Origin of the sequence: Flavobacterium procerum, assembly GCF_042431625.1 — a bacterium.
Classification (GTDB): Bacteria; Bacteroidota; Bacteroidia; order Flavobacteriales; family Flavobacteriaceae; genus Flavobacterium; species Flavobacterium procerum.
This window is the reverse complement of record NZ_JBHLYW010000001.1, coordinates 67,284-88,668: the sequence shown is the minus strand read 5'-3', so window position 1 is coordinate 88,668 and position 21,385 is coordinate 67,284. Positions and strand designations below refer to the sequence as shown.

The following is a 21,385-nucleotide window of genomic DNA, read 5'->3' as shown; positions in this document are numbered from 1 at the left end:
AAAGCCTGAACTTTACATTCAGGCTTTCGTTTTTATAATTAAGCTTCGATACTTACTTTACTTTTTACTCTCGTTCTGATTTCACTTAACGATTGATTGATTAAAAGTTTTCCATCTCTGAAAACTTCTTTCAATTCGCCTTGTTTTTCTTCTTCCCAGGAAACATTATCACTTAAATGATACTTTCCATCAATCAATTCGATTTTCATCAATCCTTTGGCTGATTTTTTAGTTCCGTCATCAGTAATCGGATCTTTGAAGATGGCTCTTCCTTCTTCGTTTACTTCTCCGTAAGTTGCTTTCATCGCAAATCCGAAAGTATCTCTGGTGTTGTATTGGTATGTGAAAGATCCGATTCCTAAAACAACGTTTGTAGAAGCAAATCCTTTTTCTTTTAATCTTTCGCAGATTTGAGTGGCTCTTGCTACGGTAATACTGTCTCCATAAATAGCACCGATTTGTGGCACCAATTCTTTGAATCCTTTTGCATTTGTTGTTCCACCAAAAACGTCCCAAAGCAATTCGATAACTCCTTTTTTCTCTTGTTCTGTTTTTCCATCAGGGTTTCCGCAGATAATTAGAATTGGGTCACCACTGTCAGGACGAATTACGACTTTTCCTTCTCTTGAAACAATAGTTTCTTTTAGACGAGGCAGATAATCGGTCAAAACTTTCCATAAATCCCACGTATCTGAAACAATAGAAACGATTCCTTTTGGATATACTTCTGTGATTAATCTTTTGAAAGTTTCGTATTCGCCTTCTGTTGTTCCCATACACATAACAGAATGCTCCGTCGCAGCAACTGAACCGGCAACCAATTCCTGATCTGAATTGGCGTTGTAATATTCCTCGAAGAAATCAACGGCTGGAATAGTATCTGATCCTGTAAAACTTAATAAATGTCCAGCTGCAGATGTTAAAGAAGCTTCAATTCCGCCCATTCCTCTCATAGAGAAATCGTGCGCTTGCCAATCTACAAATTCTGGAACAGAAGAAGTTTCTGCAGCATATTTGTCTAATACTTTTCTGTATTCTTTTGCAATTGTCGCTGAGTTACAAGGCAACCAGATTACAGCTGAAAGCAAAGTTTCAAAATAATTCGTCAGCCAGAAAAACTCTGGAATGGTATTATACATGGTAAACATTGGCACTCTTAATGGAACGCTTGCTCCTTCTGGCAATGCTTTAAAAACCATCGGAATATATCCTAAATCGTGCAAATCTTCGATATGTTTGGTACCAACCTGATTTTCGCCTAAATAATTATTGATTCTTCGGGCGTATTTCGCAACAACTTCTTCTTTTGATTTTTTAAAGAAATACTCTTCAAAATCATGAATGATATATTTTTTGATGAAATACTGCAATCCAAAAAAGATTACTTCGTCAACTTCTTCAATTCTTGATTTTCTAGGTGTCCAGTTAGAATATACTAATGTGGTTCCGTCTGGGTATTGTCTTCTGTGGTCAACTTTATAACCGTCGGTTAATAGTAATGGGTTCATATATTTTTATTAGGTTTTTAAAATTTTGTACAATGTATCAAATTCTGAGGACAAATTCATATATTCCTGAATCCATTCGTTCTGCATAGAAATTTCCTGTAAAGTTCCAGTTGGCGCAAATAAATATCCTAAAAGTTCTAAAGCTTTATTGTTTTTCTCCCTTAGCAAATTCTCAATTTCATTTATTTCCGTAGTTAATTCTTCTACCGAATTATAACTTGTCCACAGCAAATCTGTTTCCACAGTAATTTTAGACTTAACTGCTTCCAATATTTTTATTACAGCATTCCAGTCGCCATCTGTGTTTCTATCTGAAATCATTTAGAGTAATTTTTTAGACAATCTTTTTGCTAAATCTTTTATATCATTAGATTTGACTAAATTATCAATCCACTTTTGTGGGATATTTTCAATTCCATAATAAATTCCCGCCAATCCTCCCGTAATTGCTCCAGTTGTATCGGTATCCTCTCCTAAATTGACTGCTTTTAAAACCGCTTCTTCATAAGAATTAGAATTTAGAAAACACCAAAAACTGGCCTGCAAACTATCCAATACATAACCTGAAGAATGAATATTATTTTCCGGATATTTTGAAATGTCATTTTTCAGAATCCTATCAAATAAATCAATCTCGGCAGGATTAAAGCTTTTATCTTTCAGAAATTCAAAAACAGCCTCCTGCATGTTTTTATAAGCTTCGAATTTATCTTTAACTTTTAAAATTTCCAAACAATAAACAACATAAATAAAACAGGCAAATACCGAGCGAAAATGCGCATGTGTAATTGATGAAACTTCTTTTGCTTTCTGATAAACAACTTCAATGTCATTTTCATTTTGAAGATAAAAAACCAAGGGCAAAATACGCATTAAAGAGCCATTACCATTATCGCTTTCAGAAAAACCGCCACATAAATCGGGCTGATAGCCTTTTGCAATATTAAGAATGGCATGCCTGGTTGCGATTCCGATATCAAAAACTTGTCCGTGTGGTGTCCAAAAATTGCCACTGTACCATTTAACAAAATTCCTTGCGATATCCTTTAAATCATAACCTGAGCATAAACTTTCTGTCAGACAAAAAGCAAGCGAACTATCATCGCTCCATGTTCCTGTTGGCTGATGATGCGTTCCAAAACCAAACATTTCAGTAACAGGATTTTCTTTTAAATAAGTTCTGGATTCAAACTCAACCGGAACCCCTAAAGCGTCGCCAATAGCTAATCCAAATAATGCAGCTTCTATTTTACTTTTCATCATTTATTTCTTCCTTTTTCTTTTGGATAAAATGTCTGCACAACATCACTTTGCCAAAATTCTTTCGTTTCGACATCCAAACAAGTTAATTTCCCATAAAAACCAGCTCCGGTATCAATGTTCCAAACATTACAGCCTTGCATTGGAATTTCTACATTATAATGCAATGTTGGTGTATGACCTATATAAATTTCATTAAAAAGCAGTAATCTTTTTGGGTATAAAAGCGAATCTTTTTTAATACGCTTATCCATTATCAAAGCCATTTCCCACAATGTTCTATCCCACGAAAAATTGGTTTGATAATGTTCTTTTTCTGGTCCGTGCATCGATGAAAAACCTGCGTGAATGAATAAATTATTATTTTCATCTACAAAATAATCTTTCATTGAATTAAAAAAATTATGATGTTTTTCTTTTTGAGAATAATCAATTCCAGTATAACTTTCTATGGTTGATTTTCCTCCATGCAGGAACCAAATATCGTTTATGGTGTTTTCTTCCAGCCATTCTTGACACCAGGCATCGTGATTTCCTTTTATGAAAATGCATTCCTGTTTTTGAGACAACTCCATAAGAAAATCAATAATCTGTGCCGATTCACTCCAACCATCTACATAATCTCCCAGAAAGACAAAACGGTCATTTACTGAGTAATCGATTCTTTCCAATAACTGAATTAAAGCTTTTAATCCGCCATGAATATCTCCAAAAACTAAAGTTCTTTTCATGAATTAGATACTTTCTTTAAGCTTATACATAATATCGCTTCTTAAAACATACTTGATTCCCGAAATCAAGGAGGCTCCTTCATGTCGCTGTTTATGTTCAAAAATAAGTGCTGTTCCTGTTTTGGGTTGGATAATTTCACCCGATGCAAATTTTGTTTCACCGCCTTCATATCCATCATTCAAATAAATCATAAATGTATAATAACTGAATTCAGATTCATTGCGTTTATAACTTCCGTCAAGATGCATTTTAAATCGCTGACTCGGGTTGTATTTGTAAAATCGGAACATTTCGTTTAATCCGATTGCTCTACTATTTCCTACTTCAGGTTTAACATAAGGTTCCAATTTCTGCCATAACAAATAGGCATATTCATCATCCTGATACATGATACGCTCGTTATTGCGTACCATTTTCATCATTTTTTGTGCGCCGTCAACATTTACTCCTGCTTCTTCAAAGCCGATTTGTTCACTTTTATCTATCAATTCATTACATTCTTCAACACTAAGAAAATTATCAATGGTATAAATTTCTGTTGTTTTGTTAATAATGGTTAGCATAATTATACATTTTTAAACCCGTTTGGGTGTAATTTTAAAAAAAACTTTAACACATAGAGACATAGATTTTTGTGTTGAAAATAATTGCATCCGATGTGGTTACTGATTACTAAAATATTTTTTATTATAAATGAAGTAGTATTTTTTATTACTTAATAATCCCAGATTAATCCTTTTTCGTTTAGTCTATACTGGTACTTTTGGGTATCACCGAAAGTTTTATAATCTTTGTAATGTTTATTTATAATTTCATCATAAGCCAAAAACATTTGATTAGAAGCAATATGAAAAGGCATTCTTCCGCATCCAGTACATAGCCCCGGAATTGTGACTGTTTCTATTTTAGGATTATTTATACAGGCAATCAAAATTGCTTTCATCGCTAGAAAGGCATTTACTGAAGTTGCAATATTAAAGCTCATTGGAACTCGCATAGTTGGAGCTGAGATTAAAAAAGGAATTTCGCTATCTCCTGTTTCTAATGTGATTGATTTTCCAATTAAGAGTTCTTTTTCATCAAGTTGAGCAATTTTTGCTTGAAGTTCATCCTGCAAATGCCATCCAAATCTTTCTGATAAATGCCAATCTAATCCGCCGTCCATGAATCCAAATGAATTTGCCGGACTTACTACTGCATCAGACTTTATTTTTGTAATATCCCCTTTTATTATACTAAGATTCTCGCATCCTGAAAAATCATTTCTCCATGAATTGCCAAGTTCATCTTCTAAGTAAACTAATTTTATATGCAGCATATTTTGAATTAAAATTGAATATACTTCGACGGAACTTCATCAGTCAGCCAGACATTGTTTTCGGATAAATAAAATTTAAATCCGTCTCTAAACATGGCGCCGCTTCTAACAGTTAAAATTTGCGGAGTTCCTCTTCTGCTTCCTACTTTTGTCGCGGTTTCTTTGTCTTTGGAAAGATGTACATGCTGACGGCTCATTTTTTTCAAACCTTCATTTCGGATACTTTCCATAAACTTTCCAACGGTTCCGTGATACAAATATTCTAAAGGTTCTGTTTCGGCTAAATTTAATTCAACCGAAATAGAATGTCCCTGACTTGCACGGATTTTGGTTTTATCTTCGTTATAAGCAAAACGTTTTTTATCATTATTTTCTACAACATAATCCAAAAGTTCAGCGTCCATGCGATTCCCTTTTTTATTACATTTTGCTATTAATTCCTTGACATCTGCCCAACCGTTTTCGTCTAATTTTAATCCGATTTTTTCTGGCGAATGTCTGAGCACTAGGCTTAAAAATTTACTTACTGTTTTTGCTGTATTTTCATTCATGATTTCCAGAAATTTTAAGTTTTACATTCAGTTTTTCGTCGGCAAATAAGAACGGTTTTTCAGCTGGAATCAAAAGATTCTCTAATTGTTTTTTCTTAACAAACTCATATTGTTCTTTTACAAAGGCTGAAATATCTTCAATCAACAATACATCATCTTTCGCAAAAGATCTTGTAAATTCATTTCGCAGCCCAATTTGTATCGCTCTTCGCTCTAACTTATTTCCGTATGGATCATGATCTGGATCCCACTGCAATCGCACTGAAGAGGATTTTACATCGGTCTGCCATTCTTCATAACTCATTTTCAAATCTGTGTTATAAGAAGAATAAACGGCATTTTGGAGATATTTCTCAAATGCGTTTCTCTTAAGATGAATCGCCAGTACTACTTCCTGATCTTCTTTCGTTCCCCAGCCGTTTCTGTACATCATCCAGAGGAAATTCGGTTTTATCCAAGTCATTCTATCAAGACTGAAAGCGCCTCCAAAAAACTGATTTTTAACTGCAAACTCTCCTATTTCTTTTCGATACGACTGATAGACTATTATTTCTTCATCGTCATACTGAGCCATTATATGATGACCTGATTTTGGCCATTCCTGTAGCTGCTCACTATATTTTTTTAATTCTATTTTCATTTTATTAGAACACAATAACGTGATTGTGTTTTGTTTTTAATTAATTCTTTGGTGGTCTAAAAATCATAAACCACTACTTCAATTTCCTTTTCAGAAAGTGTTTTCTTGATAATCGGTTCAATCATTTCCCATTTCCCACCTGCTAATCCGCATCCAATTCTAGGCATATGAATAGATGCATTATTGGTTTTTGCAAAATCAGAAACCGTTTTTAATCCCTCTTCAATAGCATTATATCGAATTGGAGCTTCGCCGTTTTCGTCTTTATTGATTTTATGCTGTCCAATTAAATTGGCTACCCATAAATCTTCTTCAACTTGAACAAACTGCACTTTGCCTAATTCAAAATTATCTTTCGATTTAAACCATTCGCGATATTGTTTTTCAGGTTCTTTCCATCTTTTTGAAATGGCCATCACAAATCCTTTTCCCCATCCGCCAATGTCATTGCAAACGTGAACAATTATTTTGTTTCCTGATGTTTGAGGCGATGTTGCATCGCCTTTTGTATATTGAATGTCTTTCATTTTTTATTCATTTTAATCAAACGTTCCAATGAAACGTAAATACAATCTGGCAACATTTTTTTCTACCGATGAAATGTTCCGACGGAACATTATTGTTGTCTGAGAAAATCATTAATTAAAACTTCAATATTATCATTTAGGATATGTGAAGTTGCCCAAGCAAAATCATCTCTTTCTTGACCTTTTAAATAATAGAAAATAAAAATCTTTTCGGCTCCATAAAAAAGATGATTCTTAATCATATTTGCTAGCCATCTAATTTCATAATCAGAAATACTAGATTCCAGTTCAATACTTATATTTCCTTTTTTATTTAATTTATAATATTTTTTTTCAAAAATCTCGTATTTAATAGGTTTGTCAGTAGTAACTCCTAATGGAATTTCTTTAAAGTAAGATATATTTGAAAAGTCTATATCCTTTATCAAAATAGCCTGCAAACTATAATCATTAGATATTGTCTCTATCTGATAAAACTTAATAGATCGACCTTCCAATCTTTTTATTACTTCTCTTTTTTGATAATCTGGCATCTTCATACCAAAATAAATTGATTTTACTGCCTCAAAATCATAGTTATGTAATCCAGAATCATTAGTTACTATTCTATATTCTTTTTCATATTCCCATTCTTTAGATTTACAAGCAAATATTTTTTGCAATAAAGAATTGTCTCTTGCCGAAGTTTCCGAAATATTTCCCAATTCTAGCTCCGTTGGTTTTTCATTGTATAACACTGGGAAATGACTTTTACTCTCATAAATATAGCTATCAACAAGTTTGTCCAAATCATATTCAATACAAAATCCTTTATGAGAATTAGCATAATGAGCCCATAGAAGTTTATCTTTGAAAGATGTAGAGAGAGAATAGATTCCAACTCTTTCATTATGTGACAATAAATCATCTAAACATTGATTTACCATTGAGAGATTGCTATTAACTTTTCCTGAAAATAAATTATCAAAAATCTTTGATTGCTTAACAAACTTATCAGTGCTAACCATATTTTCCTGAGGATCGTTCAAATTCCGTAAACTGGAACTCCAAAAACAATTCTTTTCAAGTGACTCTAAATCTCTTTCAAAAATTTTATCATCTCCTCCTCTATATTTATAAACTAACATGTGACTAAAATTTTAAATGTTGATATTCTTTATAAACAATTCAATTTACATCAATTCATCCCTAACTTCCATCAAAGCAAAACCTAACAAATTCAAGCCTTTCCATTTTTCAGGATTAAAAACATCTTTGTGATCTCCCGCCATTCCAATTCCCCAAATTGGATCTACGGGACTTGCTTCTACAATAATTCTGTGGTATGTATTTAGCAGAAAAATCTTCAAATCAGGGTTTTGACTGAATTTGTGGTAGTTTCCTTCTTTTACAATTCCAAATCGGTTTTCCAACCAGATTTTGTCGTCGTAATTTCTCACTTTTCGGCCTAATTTTTTGGCTTCTGCTGGAGAATTGCATTTTATGATTTTTTCTAAGATTTCCTGATCTTTGAATAATTCGGCTTTCTTTGCCATCATCCAATGTTCCGCTGTCTTATAGGTTACTTCATTTACTTGAAAAGAACTTAACCACCATTGGCTGAAGCAGGTTTTCGTAATCGTTCCGTCTTTACTTGCCTGATGTCCCCAGAAAAATAAAAACTTACTTTCTGGAGCTATATTTTCTATATTGTATTTCATTTTTTCTATTTATTGATACAAAGACGTTATGTTTTTAAAATCTTTAGAATCGGGTGAAAATGATCCGTAAATCGTATTGAAATCTGTTGTCAACTTTTCAAATTCATATTCTTTTTCTAACTGATCCATACAGGTTACGACCAAATTTCGTTTTGCATTCGAACTGTAAGCAGCATCTAATTTTAAAGCGTAATTCAACAAATCGTAATCCAGATCCCCAAATCTGAGCTGTTTTTGGTATTCGTTGAAAACACAGGTTTCTTCTTCGTTGTTTTTTAATTCTATTTCTCTTTCATTTGGCATCCAGCCATGACCGTGTCTTGTGGTGTAACTTCTAGTTGCGTAATAAATTTCTACCTCTTCAATCTTCAGTTTACTACAGATTTCAATTGCATTTTTTGAAGTGGTATTAGCATAAGTCACATTTGGGAAAACACCGTGATCCATGTCGAGAAGAATTCCCTGGCTTCCTTCAAAAATTAAATTATTATACTTTGAAAGGAAACTGTAATCCACAATATTCCATACTAATTTACCAACTGCATCTAGATACGCCTGAACTTCCTCATCGATATCCGGTTCGTTTAAAAAACCGTAGTAATAGGCTATTTGGTTTAACTTTTCTAAAAGCATTTCTCGAGGCGCAATCAAATCAATCGCAAACAATTTGTAGGGCCCTTCGTTTCTTTTCATGGTTGAACCAATGCCTTTTCCACAGGTTCCGTGATCTATGTTTCTTACATTTCCTCTGTTGTGCCAAACATCAAACGGAGTAGTTACTTTTGCCAACGGATGAATGTATAAATCCAGATTAGCGTTTTTTTCCTTTAATTCTTCCCTTTCATTGAATAAAAAGAGCGGATGAATTGTACAGTGTTCGCTGTAATAAGATGGAAGTCCTCGTAACGCACCACTCGCAAAGCTGGAATGAACGTGTTTTTGATCGCCAATCATAACCGTATGCGCAGCCTGCTGTCCTCCCGAAAACCGAATAACCATAGATTCAGGATTTTGTTTTGCCAGAAAATCTGTTGTTATTCCTTTTCCTTCATCACCAAATCCTAAACCTATAACTATTTGTGCTGTTTTCATTTTGTTGTTCTTTATTTTAATCTCGCAGAGTCGCGAAGTCGCAAAGGATTTTCTTTTTGAAGCCACAGATTACTAAGATTAAAAAGATTTTTTTAATGCAGATGCAAAAAGATTTCATCTAAAATTTTAGAAATGAAAAATCTACGTTTATCTGCTTAAATCGTTTTAAATCTGCATAAAAAATCTTTGCGACTCTGCGCCTTTGCGAACAAATATCTCGCTACTAAAAAAATGCTTTATGCTTTAATCTCGCAAAGGCGCAGAGGCGCAAAGTTTCTAAAGATTAGTGTCTTTATTGTTTTAAACACATAGAAACATAGATTTTTCGAAACTTAAAAAAGACGTTTCACTTGCATCAATACACATAGTTGCTATGTGTTAGAAACTAGTTTCTTTTTGTTTTCTTTTTATTCACAAACAAAAACCTATGTTTCTATGTGTTTAAAAAATTTAAAGCATTTCTATACTGTCTAAACTGCTATCACTTGTACCAGAAACTGGTATTGTTCCTAAATCTGAACCTGAACTTTTATGTTTATCGCAGATGATTTTCTTGATTACATTTGGAATTTCTCTATGATCTTCTATTGATAGACAATTTTGTCCTAACAATTCTTTCCATTCCACATCGGCATTAATCGCTTGTCCAGAATGCAAAACACTGATGTGATAAACATCGTATTTTTTCTGCGCTTCTGCCAATAATTCAAGATGCGTATACGTCTGTTGTCCTTGCCCCATAATTTCTTTGATGGCTGATGCCGGAAGTGTTTTTAAACCTGGTTCATCTCCTACTGTAAACAACAATCCTTTTTGCCCTCTTTTTTCGAAAGCATCAGTTTTGGTATGAAATGCTGCGAAATACCAAGCTAAAAGATAACTTTCTCCAGCGTTTCCTCCGCCTCCTCCTTCAATATAAGTTCTTGTCAGCCACATATCCAGTTCTTCATCGCCAGATTCAAACTGTCCAATCTGAAGCGGATATCTGTCGCATTCGTGATCTCCAATTCCTAAAAATAAAAGTGCCGGATCTGGAACGCCCCCTTGAATAATGCCCCCCATTAATTTTGGAAGCCCTTCTTTTATCAGTTCGTGTGGAATATGTCCCATACTTCCTGTTACATCCAATCCTAAAATGATTGGAACGGTATTAGGATGAACCTCTGAATCTCTCGCTTCTCTAAAAATCACTCCATTTGGATTCATAGATTCATGCGCCATTCTTAGTGCATTCTGTGTAAATATTTCGCTAGCTGATTTGCTTGCATAACCTACTTTTTTTGCTCTGTCTTCACGAGCTCCGAAATCATATCTTGTACCTCCCATGATTAAAATGTTTTACCAAATAAATACTCAAATCTTTTTTTTGTTACTTCAAACTGGATATTCAAATTTCTGATGGTCAGCGAAAGCTCCATATCTTTTTGTACAAAAGCTTCTGGCTGAAAATCGGCAAAGGTTAAACTGTTTTTATCCAGCGGACTAATATCGATCAGTCCTTCTTGTTCTCTTTCGAGTCTTTTTATTTTTAATTCGATGTCTTCGACTCTTCGTCTGTATATTAATTCTGAATCCTCACCAATTACTTTGGCTCTGTCTTCTCTAATCTGATCATTGTTTCTTTTTAAAGACTCAATGAATCTTGGTTTTAAATCATCACTCATAACTTTTTGGTTGTTTTTGTTTCAGGTTTAAAGTTTCAAGTTGTGCACTGAACTTAAAATTTGGGTTTTAAACTTGAAACGGTTAATAGATTTCTTTTTTTCTGATTTCAAGTTTCACGTTCTCAACAACAACTTGAAACCTGAAACTTGAAACTTGAAACTTTTTAAACTAATTAAAAACATCTTCAAACTGCTCGAAATTTGCATTTTTGTCAGAGTAAATGGCAAAAACAATCTTTTTAAAAGCACCTGAATATTTTTCTTCAATAATTTCTTTGAACAAATGCGCTACATCTTTGGCTTCATTTCTAAAAACGCCGCATCCCCAAGCTCCTAAAATTAAGGTGTCACATTTTTGCTTTGCAGCAATGGCTAATACTTTATCCATTCTTTTTTTGAAAACGTCTTCTGTAGCAGCAATTTCTTCTTTCCTGTTATGCTGAATCATTGCACCTTTATTTGGCGCTGGTGCTGTAATTATATCTACAACCAATGGTTTTTCAAAATAATCTCCATTATCATCATTCCAAAACAGAACATTCGGACTATAAATCATGTAATCTGAATATAAAAACGAAGACTGATTTCTGTTAAAGTCATACATCGTTTTGTCTTTGATCTGCGTTTCATAAAGACTGGAAGATCTTGCCAAACTTTCTTCCTGAGCCGAAGCACCACCTAAAAATCCACCCCCAGGATTCTTTGCGGAAGCGAAATTCAAAACACAGATTCTGTCATTTTCTTCCTCAACAATTGCCTCGATTGTCGAACAGATTTTGGTAACAATTTCAGTTTCAAAATTATTTTCAACTGGCATTTTCAAAATTGCATCCCAATCATTTGGTGCAATGGTAAACGTATTTTTTATGGACTCTTCGAGTTCGTTTTTTATGTCAATCTTTTTTCCTTTGTAATCATAGAAACCATTTTTTATGATTTCCAAAGTTTTATTTGCTATTTCTACTCTATAATTTTTATTCATAATTTTAATTTTACAACCTCAACCGTTTCACCGTCAAAGTCTTTAAAAGAGTTCGTTGTAAAAATGCCATCAAAGCAATTTAAAACTTCGAAACCTTTATTGAAAATTCCGTGGCTTACGGCCAAGTACAGTTTTCCTGCATTTTTCTTTTTCAATTCTTCGGCCAAACCAACAAAGGTTCCGCCACCGTCGCAGATATCATCTACAATTAAACAATCCATTCCCTGCAAATCCTCTTCGTAAACTTTAAATCCAGACAGTTTTCCTGTTTTTACATCTCGGCTTTTACTGCATTCTACAACCTCAACACCGCCTAAATATTCAGAAACTTTATAGATTTTCTTCAAAGCACCTCCGTCTGGAGAAATCAATTTTACGTTCTGACCTATTTTATTTAAAACTTCTTTGATAAAAGTATAGTTCGGGATTACAGTACTGTTATTCAACAAAGCCGGAGTTACTTCAGAGTGTGCATCAAAAACAAAGACTTTATTCAATTGCATGGCATTGATAATGTCTGCGTACACTTTTACAGAAAGCGGTTCTCCCGGAATCATAACACGATCTTGTCTTGCAGCTGGGAAGTACGGAATAAAAAGATCGATAATCTTAACGTCCATTCTGCGTAACGCATCTACTGTGATACACAATAAACCTAAATCGTTGAATGAATTCAATCTGTGTGTAATCGTTACTTTCTGATTAACATCAAAATCCGGATTGATTTTAATGTGCGGTTCTCCGCCAGAAAATGTAAAACTTTGAAATTTGATTTCTTCCTGATTTTGAATCGGAGCGAATTTTGGGTCGAGATTTAGTATCATAGTGTTGTGGTTTGCGTTAATTATACGCAAATGTAGAATTAAATTTTAAATAAACAATTTATTTTGTGTAAAAATTACGCAAACTTTATTTCAAAATGAAAGCCTTCCTTACTTAATTCTTTGTACTTCAATTTATTAAATCGAAATAATTTTGCTGGTCGACCTGTTTTTATTGGAGAATAATTTTCAGTTTCTTCGACAATTCCAAAACTGAGTATTTTTTTTCGGAAGTTTCGACGTTCGATTTCCTTTTCTAAAATAGTGCAATATAAATTTTCAAGTTCCGAAAAAAGGAATTCTTTTGGAAGCAAATCGAAACCAATTGGCTCATAAGTCAGCTTTGCTTTTAGGCGTTCAACTGCTTGTTTGAGAATTATATTATGATCAAATGCCAATTTTGGAATTTCATCTATCTTAAACCATTGTACTTTCTCAGCATCAGAATCGGCTTTGATCTCTAATTTTGAAGGATCAACCAAAGCAAAATAGGCCACAGAAATAACACGGTTTCTAGGATCTCTTTCGACATCGTCGCCAAACGTAAACAATTGTTCAAAATAGTCAACATCTACATTGGTTTCTTCTTTCAATTCTCTTTTTACTGCATCTTTTAATGGTTCATCATTTTTTACCAATCCGCCCGGCAAAGCCCAGTACGAATTGGTAGAACCAAACTTCTGCTGAATCAATAATACATACAATTGACTGTTTTGGTAACCAAAAACAATCGCATCCACCGCAATTCTAATATTTTGTAACTTTTCCATAATCCTAAATCATATCAAACAAATATAACGAATGAGAGTCAATTTTATAATCTAATGCACAAGCTTAAATTATAAAATTGACTCTCAATAAATATTCTTTTCTTTTTGTTTTTCTAGTTTACTGTCACACTTCGTTTTGGACTTGAAGTACAATTTGATCCATCTTTTTTAACGGTTACCTCGGCGGTTGCTTCATAAGTACCTGCAGTTGCATAAGTGTGAGTAACCACAGCACCTGTTGCTGAAGTCCCGTCTCCAAAGTTCCATTTTACAGAACTTAGAGTTCCAGTTCCGGTGTACTCGACTGAGTAATTCATCAACTTTGGATTAGTTGCGTCGGTAGAGTTGTGCAATTTGACAAAAATAGCTTCTCCAAGACAATCTACAATAGATTCTTCTGCTTTACTGCAAGAAACAGCAATAAAGATTACTGTCATTACTACTAAAATTTTTGATACTCTTTTCATAATTGGAAATTTAGTGGTTGTTCACTCAAAAATAACCATTTAAAAGCAAAACAGAAGAAGAAAAGAAAGAATTTTCACATAAAAAATCTATCGTTTACAACCTATTCCCAAAAAACAATTTAAGTTCCTTTTCAATTATATCAAAAAACGATTTCAAATTATTGTTTTTTGGAGTTAGCAAATACACGAATTCTTCTGGAACGTGAAAACTGTTCCAGACCAACTGCAATTTATTTTCCTTAATGTGATTTCTCGCATTACAATTCCATGTTACCGCTACTCCATCATTTTTGGCTAAAAGACGAAGCATTTCAGATTCTGATGGAATAATATAATTGGGAACCATGGATGGTCTTTTTTTATTGAAAGCGTGAAGCCAAAATACTTTTATATGTGGAATTCTTGCATCGTGACTGTACCATTTTTGTGCGTTGAGCCACTGTTCGATTTCGGTAAAGTTATCTGATTTTAGTTTTTGGCGGAATTCGGTTATATCTAAAGAAGTTGGAGCAACCAATATCAATTTAATTTTTCCGACAATTTCATAAGCAGTATCAAAAGTATCAAATCGTTTTGTGGTTATGGCAAAATCCAGTTTTTTGGCATCAACCAAAGCAAAAAGTTCGTCATTTTCTGCGAAAGTAAAATCAATCAAATCAAACTTCGAAATCAATAAGTTTCCAACACAATCAAAAAGATGTTTCGAGATTCCGACAGAAATTAATCGGGTGGCATCTTCTGCTTTTGCTCTAAAACCTGACTCAACACTTTCAAGACGATCAAGCGCATCTATTATTAAATTATTCAGTAACTTAGCGTATTCGGTTGGTTCTACCCCTTTTGATTTTCGATTAAATAATTTATTTCCAACGTGAGCTTCCAGCATCGAAATCTGCTGACTAACGGCGGGCTGACTCATAAAAAGCTCTTTTGCAGCAACCGAAAAATTACCATTTTTATATACTGCCTTAAATGTTCTGTACCATTCTAGATTTACCATGATATAAATTTGTTTATAACAAACATAGTTTATTTTATTTTTACTGATATCACTTAAGGCGTAAATTTGTTAAAAATTTAATCTTATGAAGAAAATAGCATTATTCGCAATAACTGCATTTACAGCTGTAAGCTTTTCGGCTGAGGCTCAAAAATCAAATAAAAAAGGAATGAAAAAAGTATTATTTGTTGTTACCAGCAACGATAAGCTGGGCAATACCGGAGAAAAAACTGGATTCTGGTCTGAAGAATTCGCTGCACCTTATTATGAATTATTAGATCAAGGAGTTGAGATTACAATTGCTTCTCCAAAAGGAGGACAGCCGCCGATTGATCCAAAAAGTGCAGATCCTGCTTCGGCAACAGAAGACACCAAACGTTTTGATGCTGATAAAGTTTTACAGGAAAAATTAAAAAACACTTTAAAGCTATCAACTGTTAACCAAAAAGATTATGACGCCGTTTTTTATCCAGGAGGTCACGGTCCGCTTTGGGATTTAGTAGAAGATAAAAATTCTATAGCGTTGATTGAATCTTTTTACACACACAATAAACCTGTTGCTTTTGTATGTCATGCGCCTGCCGTTTTGAAAAACGTAAAAGTGAAAGGTAATTATTTAGTAAAAGGTAAAAAAGTAACCGGATTTACTAATGACGAAGAAGAAGCGGTTGGCTTAACTAAAGTGGTTCCGTTTTTATTGGAAAATGCTTTAGCTTCAAACGGAGGTATTTTTTCTAAAGGACCAAACTGGCAACCTTATGCTGTAGAAGACGGACTTTTAATTACTGGTCAAAACCCAGCATCATCTAAATTGGTCGCTGGAAAATTATTACAGAAATTGGATTAAAAGATGCTAAGATACTAAGTTGCTAAGGGACTAAGTTTTTCTTTTAGCAACTTAGATTTTTTTCAAAAATTAAAATAATAAAATCAACCCGATGCTAAAAAACTTAGAATCTCAGTTTCTTAGCATCTTAGAAACTATAAAATATGCTGAACTTTGAATTATACAATCCGACAAACTTGGTTTTCGGAAAAGGACAAATTGAAAAACTTTCGACTCTTGTTCCGAAAAATGCCAAAATACTTTTGGCTTACGGCGGTGGAAGTATCTTTAAAAACGGAATTTACGATCAGGTAATCGCGAACTTAAAAGGTTTTGAAATCGTGGAATTTGGCGGTATTGAACCAAATCCAAGATTTGAAACTTTAATGAAAGCGGTTGATGTGATTAAAGCTGAAAAAATCGACTTTATTTTGGCTGTCGGCGGTGGATCTGTGATTGATGGTGTGAAATTTATTTCGGCTGCCGTTAATTTTGATGGAAATCCAATTGATATTCTTCAAAAAAGAATTTTGATTAAAGAAAATGCTATGCCGTTTGGAACTGTTTTAACACTTCCGGCAACGGGAAGCGAAATGAATTCGGGATACGTCGTAACAATTGAAGCAACTCAAGAAAAACTATCTTCTGGCGGAAGCGCTTTGTTTCCTCAATTCTCTATTTGTGATCCAACCGTAATTGCCTCTTTACCAAAAAGACAACTCGAAAATGGTGTTGTAGATGCTTACACGCACGTGATGGAACAATATTTAACGTATCCAACAGATGCTTTTTTACAAGACAGAATTGCCGAAGGAATTCTACAGACTTTAATTGAAGTTGGGCCAGGTGTTGTTAAAAATCCAACCGATTATACTTTGGCTTCAAACTTTATGTGGAGCTGTACAATGGCTTTAAACGGATTAATTCAGAAAGGAGTTCCAAGCGATTGGGCAACACATATGATTGGTCACGAACTAACAGCACTTTACGAAATTGACCATGCTAGAACTTTGGCTATTATTGGCCCAAGTCTGTACACTGTAATGTTCGAAACCAAAAAAGAAAAACTGGCACAATATGGAAGACGTATTTTCAACTTAACCGGTTCTGACGAAGAAGTGGCAAAAGAGGCCATCAATAAAACTGTTGAATTTTTCCATACTATGGGAATGGACACAAAACTTTCTCAATACACAGAAGACTACAGCAAAACAGCAGATTTTATTGTTAAACGTTTTGACGAAAGAGGATGGAAAGGTCTGGGAGAAAAACAACTTGTAACTTTAGACAAAGTAAAATCTATTGTGGAGCTTAGTTATTAATGGATAAATTCCAAATTTTAAAATTCCAAATTCCAAGTCTTGTAGCATTGGGATTTGGAATTTTTAATTTGGTGCTTTCAATAAAAAAAGGCGCTCTAAAAGCTCACGAACGCCTTTTATAATACTAAAACAAAACTAACTAACTCAAATTTTGTGAAAATCATAAAATTTAAATTTATAAAGTCTTAAAACGAAAGGCGTTAAACTTTATTGCGTTGTTTTTAAAATATTTTTAATGTTATTTTAATTTTGTTTTAATATTTAAAATTTTCATTCATTTTCTTTTCCAATGCCGCTTTTAAGATTTCAATTTCATTGTTGATACCTTTAAAATCAACATTTTTTCTTGCGTTTAAAACTTTTCCTTCGAAATACGATTTTAAGTCATACGCATTATTTGCAGTTTTTAAAATCAGAATTCCCGTATCTGGTTTCTTGTTTTTAAACCATAAACTGGCCAATGTCTCTTTTTCTTCTTCTCTTCGTAATAAAGTTTCTAAACGTTTATCTTTTGAAAAATCATCTGCTATTCTTTTAAAATTTCCTTCGATTGTTTCGTTATCATCTATACTAGAAAGAAACAAATTGATAACAATCCTAAATTCTTGGCTGTTTTCTTGTTCATTAAAATCGTTTTCTTCTTGTTTTTCTCTACTAATGGTTTTTGCCTTAACTTCATTATTTGATTGATAATACAAAATAGTTCCTATCATATTTGGTATCGTATTCTCAATTTCAAATGATGATTTCGACAGTACGACTTTATTTTCAATAATGAGTTTACTGCTATTTTTCCCGTCTTGTTTTTCTATAACAATACTGGCTTTTTTCTGATTGTGAAATATTGTGATTTCAATAGTTTTATTTTTCAATTCAAAATGAAAGCGTCTAAAATAATGCATCCCAAACAAATCAATATCGTAACTTGTTAGCACTCCATTTTTCCAATGTTTCGACACCAATTGTTTATCTGATTTTATGTATTCTACGCCATCTACTATTTTTCCCTCTTTATAAGTTGATTTTATATCGTATTTAGTAGGAGGCATAAAATTTCCTTCATTCTCTAAAAAGTCATTGGAATATTGGAATTTAATTTCGCCTTTTTCATAATAATCTACATGATTAAACTCGTTGAAATCTGTTTCAAAATAGCCCGAATAAGGTTTATCGTCTTTATAAATTCCAACATAAGAATCTTTCTTGACCATCGGAATCAGAAAAGAACGATTTTCCATTTTAGTCCGTTTTCCGTTCTCAAAATAAACAGATTTCAAGATATTGTTTTGATAAGTTGTTTGGTATCTATATTGATAATAAATCTCTTTTGTTACATTTCCTTTTTTATAAATCGTGCTTTTACCGGTTTCAACCAATGTTCCTTCATAAGGAAGGCCTTTTCTGTATTCAAGTTTCCCTTTAACTTTTCCAGCCTCATAAAAAATAGTTTTACCCTCAAGTACATCGTTTACACACATATAAGTTCTGAGAACGTTATCAATATTATAACTAAAAACCGTCTGTAATTCGTTTTTCTTAAAATTCACGACTTGAATCAATTCGTGCTGATCAATTCCTTTTTCTACAATAAAAGTTCCGTTATAAGGTTTGTCATCTTTGTAGATTCCCTTAGCAACTATACTGTCTTTTCCAGAGGTTTTTGCAATTGCTTCACCCTCTTTTAATCCGTTATTATAATTTAAGTTGACATACAAGCTTCCAGAAAAATCTTCATCAAAATTTCCTTGTAGTGGCCGTTCATTTCCAAAAGTACGACTTGCTTTTACCGATCCGTCTTCATTGTACTCTATTTCTTCTCCTTCTAAATCACCTTCAAAATATTGAGTGGTTTTTGAGATTTTTCCATTAGGATAATAATAAATCTCTTCTCCATGTTTCCTTCCATTCTTAAAAATAGTTTTCGATTTAACCGCAACTGCAAATTTGTTTTGAATGTAATAATTGAATAAAACACCATTTAAAAGTGTATTCCCATATGGTTGTAAATCTTTTTCGGTGATTGTCTGCAAAATTGTACCTGACTTATCGTAGTCAATCTGCTTAAAAGATTCCATATAATTGGCCAAATCATACCAAATTTCCTGAGCTGGCTGTTTGGAGTTAATCCAGAATGTCTTTTTCTTTATAATTTGCCTTTTAGGTTCGTCGCCAATCTCATTGCTTACAATTACTTCATCGGTTGTACGGATTGGTTCTTCTCTTTGTGCTTCGTTATCTGACTTGTTTAATCTGTAATCTGTTCCATCTAAAACCTCATCAAAATCACCGCTAACTGGTTTTCCAGCTTTGTATTTTCCTTTCATCAATATTGTTCCGTCTTCATGATAAACAATAGTTTCGCCTTCTTTTCTTCCGTTTTTGTATTGAATTGACTTAAATTTTTTTCCATTTGGATAATAATAAATCAAAGTCGATACATCAGAAAAATTATAATATTGATAAGAAGAAGAATCGAAACCATTCTCATCAAACCAAACTACATCACCCACATAATCATCTTCACTATCCTGTAAAACATATCCTTGAGATTGAGGTATATTATTGATGTAGAAATCTTCAATCAAAATCAAGTTTCCCAATTTTTTAGAAGGCATTTTTCTGTAAAAAGAAGCATTTTCTTGAGTCGTAGCTTTCCAGTTAGCATCAAAATAAAGTTTTTCTATATTTTGAGAATATGAAAATGGCATTGTAAGAATAAAAATAAAAGCTGCGAATTGATTTTTCATGATTGAAAGAAATTTCTCGAAAATACAATTTTTAAATTTTCAAGCGAAGTTTATTGTGAGATTCAAATACTTTTTATTGAAAGAAACCCATGGCTCCAAATCTTTAACAAAATTTCTTAAAAGAGAACTATATGTTATTATTACTTTATTAAGTACTTTTGTTTTAAATTAATAAAATAATGAGCGAAAAGTTAAAATTTGCAGTAATTGGAGGAGGAAGCTGGGCAACGGCAATTGCAAAAATGTTATGTGTTAATCTATCAGAAATTGCTTGGTATATGCGTAATGATTCTGCAATCGAACATATTGAGAAATACAAACACAATCCGAATTACTTAAGTTCTGTTGAATTTGACACCAACAAACTCAAATTAACTAATAACATAAACGAAGCAATAGAATATGCAGATTATATCATTTTTGCTATTCCGTCTGCTTTCTTAGATGCCGAGTTGAAAAACATGACGGTTTCTTTATCTAATAAAATTATCTTTTCTGCCATTAAAGGAATTGTTCCTGAAACGAGTTTAATTGTCGGCGAGCATTTCCACATTCAATATGATATTCCATACTACAATATCGGAGTAATTACAGGTCCTTGCCACGCCGAAGAAGTGGCATTGGAAAGACTTTCTTACTTAACTATCGCCTGTGGTGATCCTGATAAAGCGAAAACGGTTGCCAAATCGCTTTCTGGAAATTACATTAAAGCTAAAATCTCTGACGATATTATTGGTACCGAATATGCCGCAATGCTGAAAAACATCTATTCTATCGCTGCCGGAATCGCACATGGTTTAGGTTATGGAGATAACTTCCAGTCGGTTTTGATGAGTAATGCGATTCGCGAAATGAAGAAATTCATTAGAAAAGTACATAAAATGAAACGAAACATTAATGATTCTGCCTATTTGGGCGATTTATTGGTTACGGGATATTCGGTTTTCTCGAGAAACAGAATGTTCGGAAATATGATTGGTAAAGGTTACACCGTAAAAAGCGCCATGATGGAAATGAGCATGGTTGCAGAAGGTTATTATGCAACAAAAAGTGCTTATAAACTAAATCAGGGTTATGGAGCTAAAACACCAATTATCGATGCGGTTTATGCGGTTTTATATGAAGGAAAAGATGCTAAATCTGTTTTCAGAAAATTGACTGAATCTCTTGATTAATTGTTTTTAGAGAATAGAAATAGAGTAAAGAATATAGAGTAAAGAGAATAGATAAATTCGATATAAAAGAGCTGGAAAATTTATTTCTGGCTCTTTTTTTTATTTGTTTGAATTGCAAAAAAATAAAATAACTTTCTAAAATTTTTCAATTAACAGGAAATAACTTTATTAACAATACATCAAACCTACATCTTCTTAAAAAAATTTCATCTACTTAGTCTTACAAAATCAAAAAGAACACATTCCGCTGTTAATCAATAACATAAATTACTGTATTGGAAAA

23 protein-coding genes are annotated in these 21,385 nt (G+C 33.1%); 3 read left to right on the top strand and 20 right to left on the bottom strand.

Translation table 11 applies throughout. The features are described from left to right. Nucleotides 1-38: 38 nt before the first annotated feature. The 19 genes from ACFFLS_RS00335 to ACFFLS_RS00245 form a co-directional block, all read right to left on the bottom strand. The gene (locus tag ACFFLS_RS00335) at nucleotides 39-1,508 is read right to left on the bottom strand and encodes a nicotinate phosphoribosyltransferase (RefSeq protein WP_379683868.1); all 1,470 of its coding nucleotides are present in this window, start codon (nucleotides 1,506-1,508) and stop codon (nucleotides 39-41) included. Nucleotides 1,509-1,517: 9 nt separating this feature from the next. Beyond that, a complete protein-coding gene (locus ACFFLS_RS00330) occupies nucleotides 1,518-1,829 on the bottom strand; it encodes a hypothetical protein (protein WP_379683869.1) in 312 nt (103 codons plus the stop codon). Then, the gene (locus tag ACFFLS_RS00325; RefSeq protein ID WP_379683870.1) at nucleotides 1,830-2,771 is read right to left on the bottom strand and encodes an ADP-ribosylglycohydrolase family protein; all 942 of its coding nucleotides are present in this window, start codon (nucleotides 2,769-2,771) and stop codon (nucleotides 1,830-1,832) included. After that, entirely contained in the window at nucleotides 2,768-3,499 is a 732-nt protein-coding gene (locus tag ACFFLS_RS00320) for a metallophosphoesterase family protein (protein ID WP_379683871.1), read from the bottom strand. The genes ACFFLS_RS00325 and ACFFLS_RS00320 overlap by 4 nt, the downstream gene beginning before the upstream one ends. A gap of 3 nt (nucleotides 3,500-3,502) precedes the next feature. Beyond that, nucleotides 3,503-4,063: a 2OG-Fe(II) oxygenase gene (locus ACFFLS_RS00315; protein ID WP_379683872.1), complete on the bottom strand. Its 561-nt coding sequence runs from the start codon at nucleotides 4,061-4,063 to the stop codon at nucleotides 3,503-3,505. A 152-nt stretch (nucleotides 4,064-4,215) separates the two neighbouring features. Next, a complete protein-coding gene (locus ACFFLS_RS00310; RefSeq protein ID WP_379683873.1) occupies nucleotides 4,216-4,818 on the bottom strand; it encodes a macro domain-containing protein in 603 nt (200 codons plus the stop codon). Nucleotides 4,819-4,826: 8 nt separating this feature from the next. Continuing rightward, the gene (locus tag ACFFLS_RS00305; RefSeq protein WP_379683874.1) at nucleotides 4,827-5,369 is read right to left on the bottom strand and encodes an RNA 2'-phosphotransferase; all 543 of its coding nucleotides are present in this window, start codon (nucleotides 5,367-5,369) and stop codon (nucleotides 4,827-4,829) included. Further along, nucleotides 5,362-6,009, bottom strand: a complete 648-nt coding sequence (locus ACFFLS_RS00300) for a DUF4291 domain-containing protein (protein ID WP_379683875.1) — start codon at nucleotides 6,007-6,009, stop codon at nucleotides 5,362-5,364. The genes ACFFLS_RS00305 and ACFFLS_RS00300 overlap by 8 nt, the downstream gene beginning before the upstream one ends. Nucleotides 6,010-6,065: 56 nt before the next feature. Beyond that, entirely contained in the window at nucleotides 6,066-6,536 is a 471-nt protein-coding gene (locus tag ACFFLS_RS00295; RefSeq protein WP_379683876.1) for a macro domain-containing protein, read from the bottom strand. Nucleotides 6,537-6,625: 89 nt separating this feature from the next. Next, nucleotides 6,626-7,663 carry a DUF2971 domain-containing protein gene (locus ACFFLS_RS00290; RefSeq protein ID WP_379683877.1) on the bottom strand — a complete coding sequence of 346 codons (1,038 nt, stop codon included), beginning with the start codon at nucleotides 7,661-7,663 and terminating at the stop codon, nucleotides 6,626-6,628. A 45-nt stretch (nucleotides 7,664-7,708) separates the two neighbouring features. After that, nucleotides 7,709-8,236 carry a riboflavin biosynthesis intermediates N-glycosidase gene (gene ybiA / locus ACFFLS_RS00285; RefSeq protein ID WP_379683878.1) on the bottom strand — a complete coding sequence of 176 codons (528 nt, stop codon included), beginning with the start codon at nucleotides 8,234-8,236 and terminating at the stop codon, nucleotides 7,709-7,711. Between the two features lie 9 nt (nucleotides 8,237-8,245). Beyond that, complete coding sequence (locus tag ACFFLS_RS00280; protein WP_379683879.1) at nucleotides 8,246-9,328, bottom strand: adenylosuccinate synthetase; 1,083 nt, start codon at nucleotides 9,326-9,328, stop codon at nucleotides 8,246-8,248. Nucleotides 9,329-9,778: 450 nt separating this feature from the next. Next, nucleotides 9,779-10,654 carry a hypothetical protein gene (locus ACFFLS_RS00275; RefSeq protein WP_379683880.1) on the bottom strand — a complete coding sequence of 292 codons (876 nt, stop codon included), beginning with the start codon at nucleotides 10,652-10,654 and terminating at the stop codon, nucleotides 9,779-9,781. Between the two features lie 2 nt (nucleotides 10,655-10,656). Beyond that, on the bottom strand, nucleotides 10,657-10,992 hold the full coding sequence (locus ACFFLS_RS00270; RefSeq protein WP_163395432.1) for a hypothetical protein: 336 nt from the start codon (nucleotides 10,990-10,992) through the stop codon (nucleotides 10,657-10,659). 169 nt (nucleotides 10,993-11,161) lie between these two features. Next, entirely contained in the window at nucleotides 11,162-11,974 is an 813-nt protein-coding gene (locus ACFFLS_RS00265) for a TIGR02452 family protein (protein ID WP_379683882.1), read from the bottom strand. After that, nucleotides 11,971-12,798: a ribose-phosphate diphosphokinase gene (gene prs, locus ACFFLS_RS00260; protein WP_379683883.1), complete on the bottom strand. Its 828-nt coding sequence runs from the start codon at nucleotides 12,796-12,798 to the stop codon at nucleotides 11,971-11,973. The genes ACFFLS_RS00265 and prs overlap by 4 nt, the downstream gene beginning before the upstream one ends. A gap of 74 nt (nucleotides 12,799-12,872) precedes the next feature. Then, entirely contained in the window at nucleotides 12,873-13,565 is a 693-nt protein-coding gene (locus tag ACFFLS_RS00255; RefSeq protein ID WP_379683884.1) for an NUDIX hydrolase, read from the bottom strand. Nucleotides 13,566-13,678: 113 nt separating this feature from the next. After that, nucleotides 13,679-14,032, bottom strand: coding sequence for a PKD domain-containing protein (locus ACFFLS_RS00250; protein ID WP_379683885.1), 354 nt, complete (start codon nucleotides 14,030-14,032; stop codon nucleotides 13,679-13,681). Between the two features lie 94 nt (nucleotides 14,033-14,126). Beyond that, on the bottom strand, nucleotides 14,127-15,032 hold the full coding sequence (locus ACFFLS_RS00245) for a LysR family transcriptional regulator (RefSeq protein WP_379683886.1): 906 nt from the start codon (nucleotides 15,030-15,032) through the stop codon (nucleotides 14,127-14,129). An 85-nt stretch (nucleotides 15,033-15,117) separates the two neighbouring features. Here ACFFLS_RS00245 and ACFFLS_RS00240 point away from each other — a divergent pair, with 85 nt between their 5' ends. Both ACFFLS_RS00240 and ACFFLS_RS00235 read left to right on the top strand, forming a co-directional pair. Beyond that, nucleotides 15,118-15,879, top strand: coding sequence for a type 1 glutamine amidotransferase domain-containing protein (locus ACFFLS_RS00240; protein ID WP_379683887.1), 762 nt, complete (start codon nucleotides 15,118-15,120; stop codon nucleotides 15,877-15,879). A 143-nt stretch (nucleotides 15,880-16,022) separates the two neighbouring features. Continuing rightward, nucleotides 16,023-17,180, top strand: a complete 1,158-nt coding sequence (locus ACFFLS_RS00235; protein ID WP_379683888.1) for an iron-containing alcohol dehydrogenase — start codon at nucleotides 16,023-16,025, stop codon at nucleotides 17,178-17,180. Between the two features lie 254 nt (nucleotides 17,181-17,434). On the opposite strand, the gene ACFFLS_RS00230 is transcribed toward ACFFLS_RS00235, so the two are convergent. Beyond that, on the bottom strand, nucleotides 17,435-19,927 hold the full coding sequence (locus ACFFLS_RS00230) for a toxin-antitoxin system YwqK family antitoxin (protein ID WP_379683889.1): 2,493 nt from the start codon (nucleotides 19,925-19,927) through the stop codon (nucleotides 17,435-17,437). A gap of 179 nt (nucleotides 19,928-20,106) precedes the next feature. Here ACFFLS_RS00230 and ACFFLS_RS00225 point away from each other — a divergent pair, with 179 nt between their 5' ends. Further along, nucleotides 20,107-21,102, top strand: a complete 996-nt coding sequence (locus tag ACFFLS_RS00225; protein WP_379683890.1) for an NAD(P)H-dependent glycerol-3-phosphate dehydrogenase — start codon at nucleotides 20,107-20,109, stop codon at nucleotides 21,100-21,102. Nucleotides 21,103-21,385: the final 283 nt, after the last annotated feature.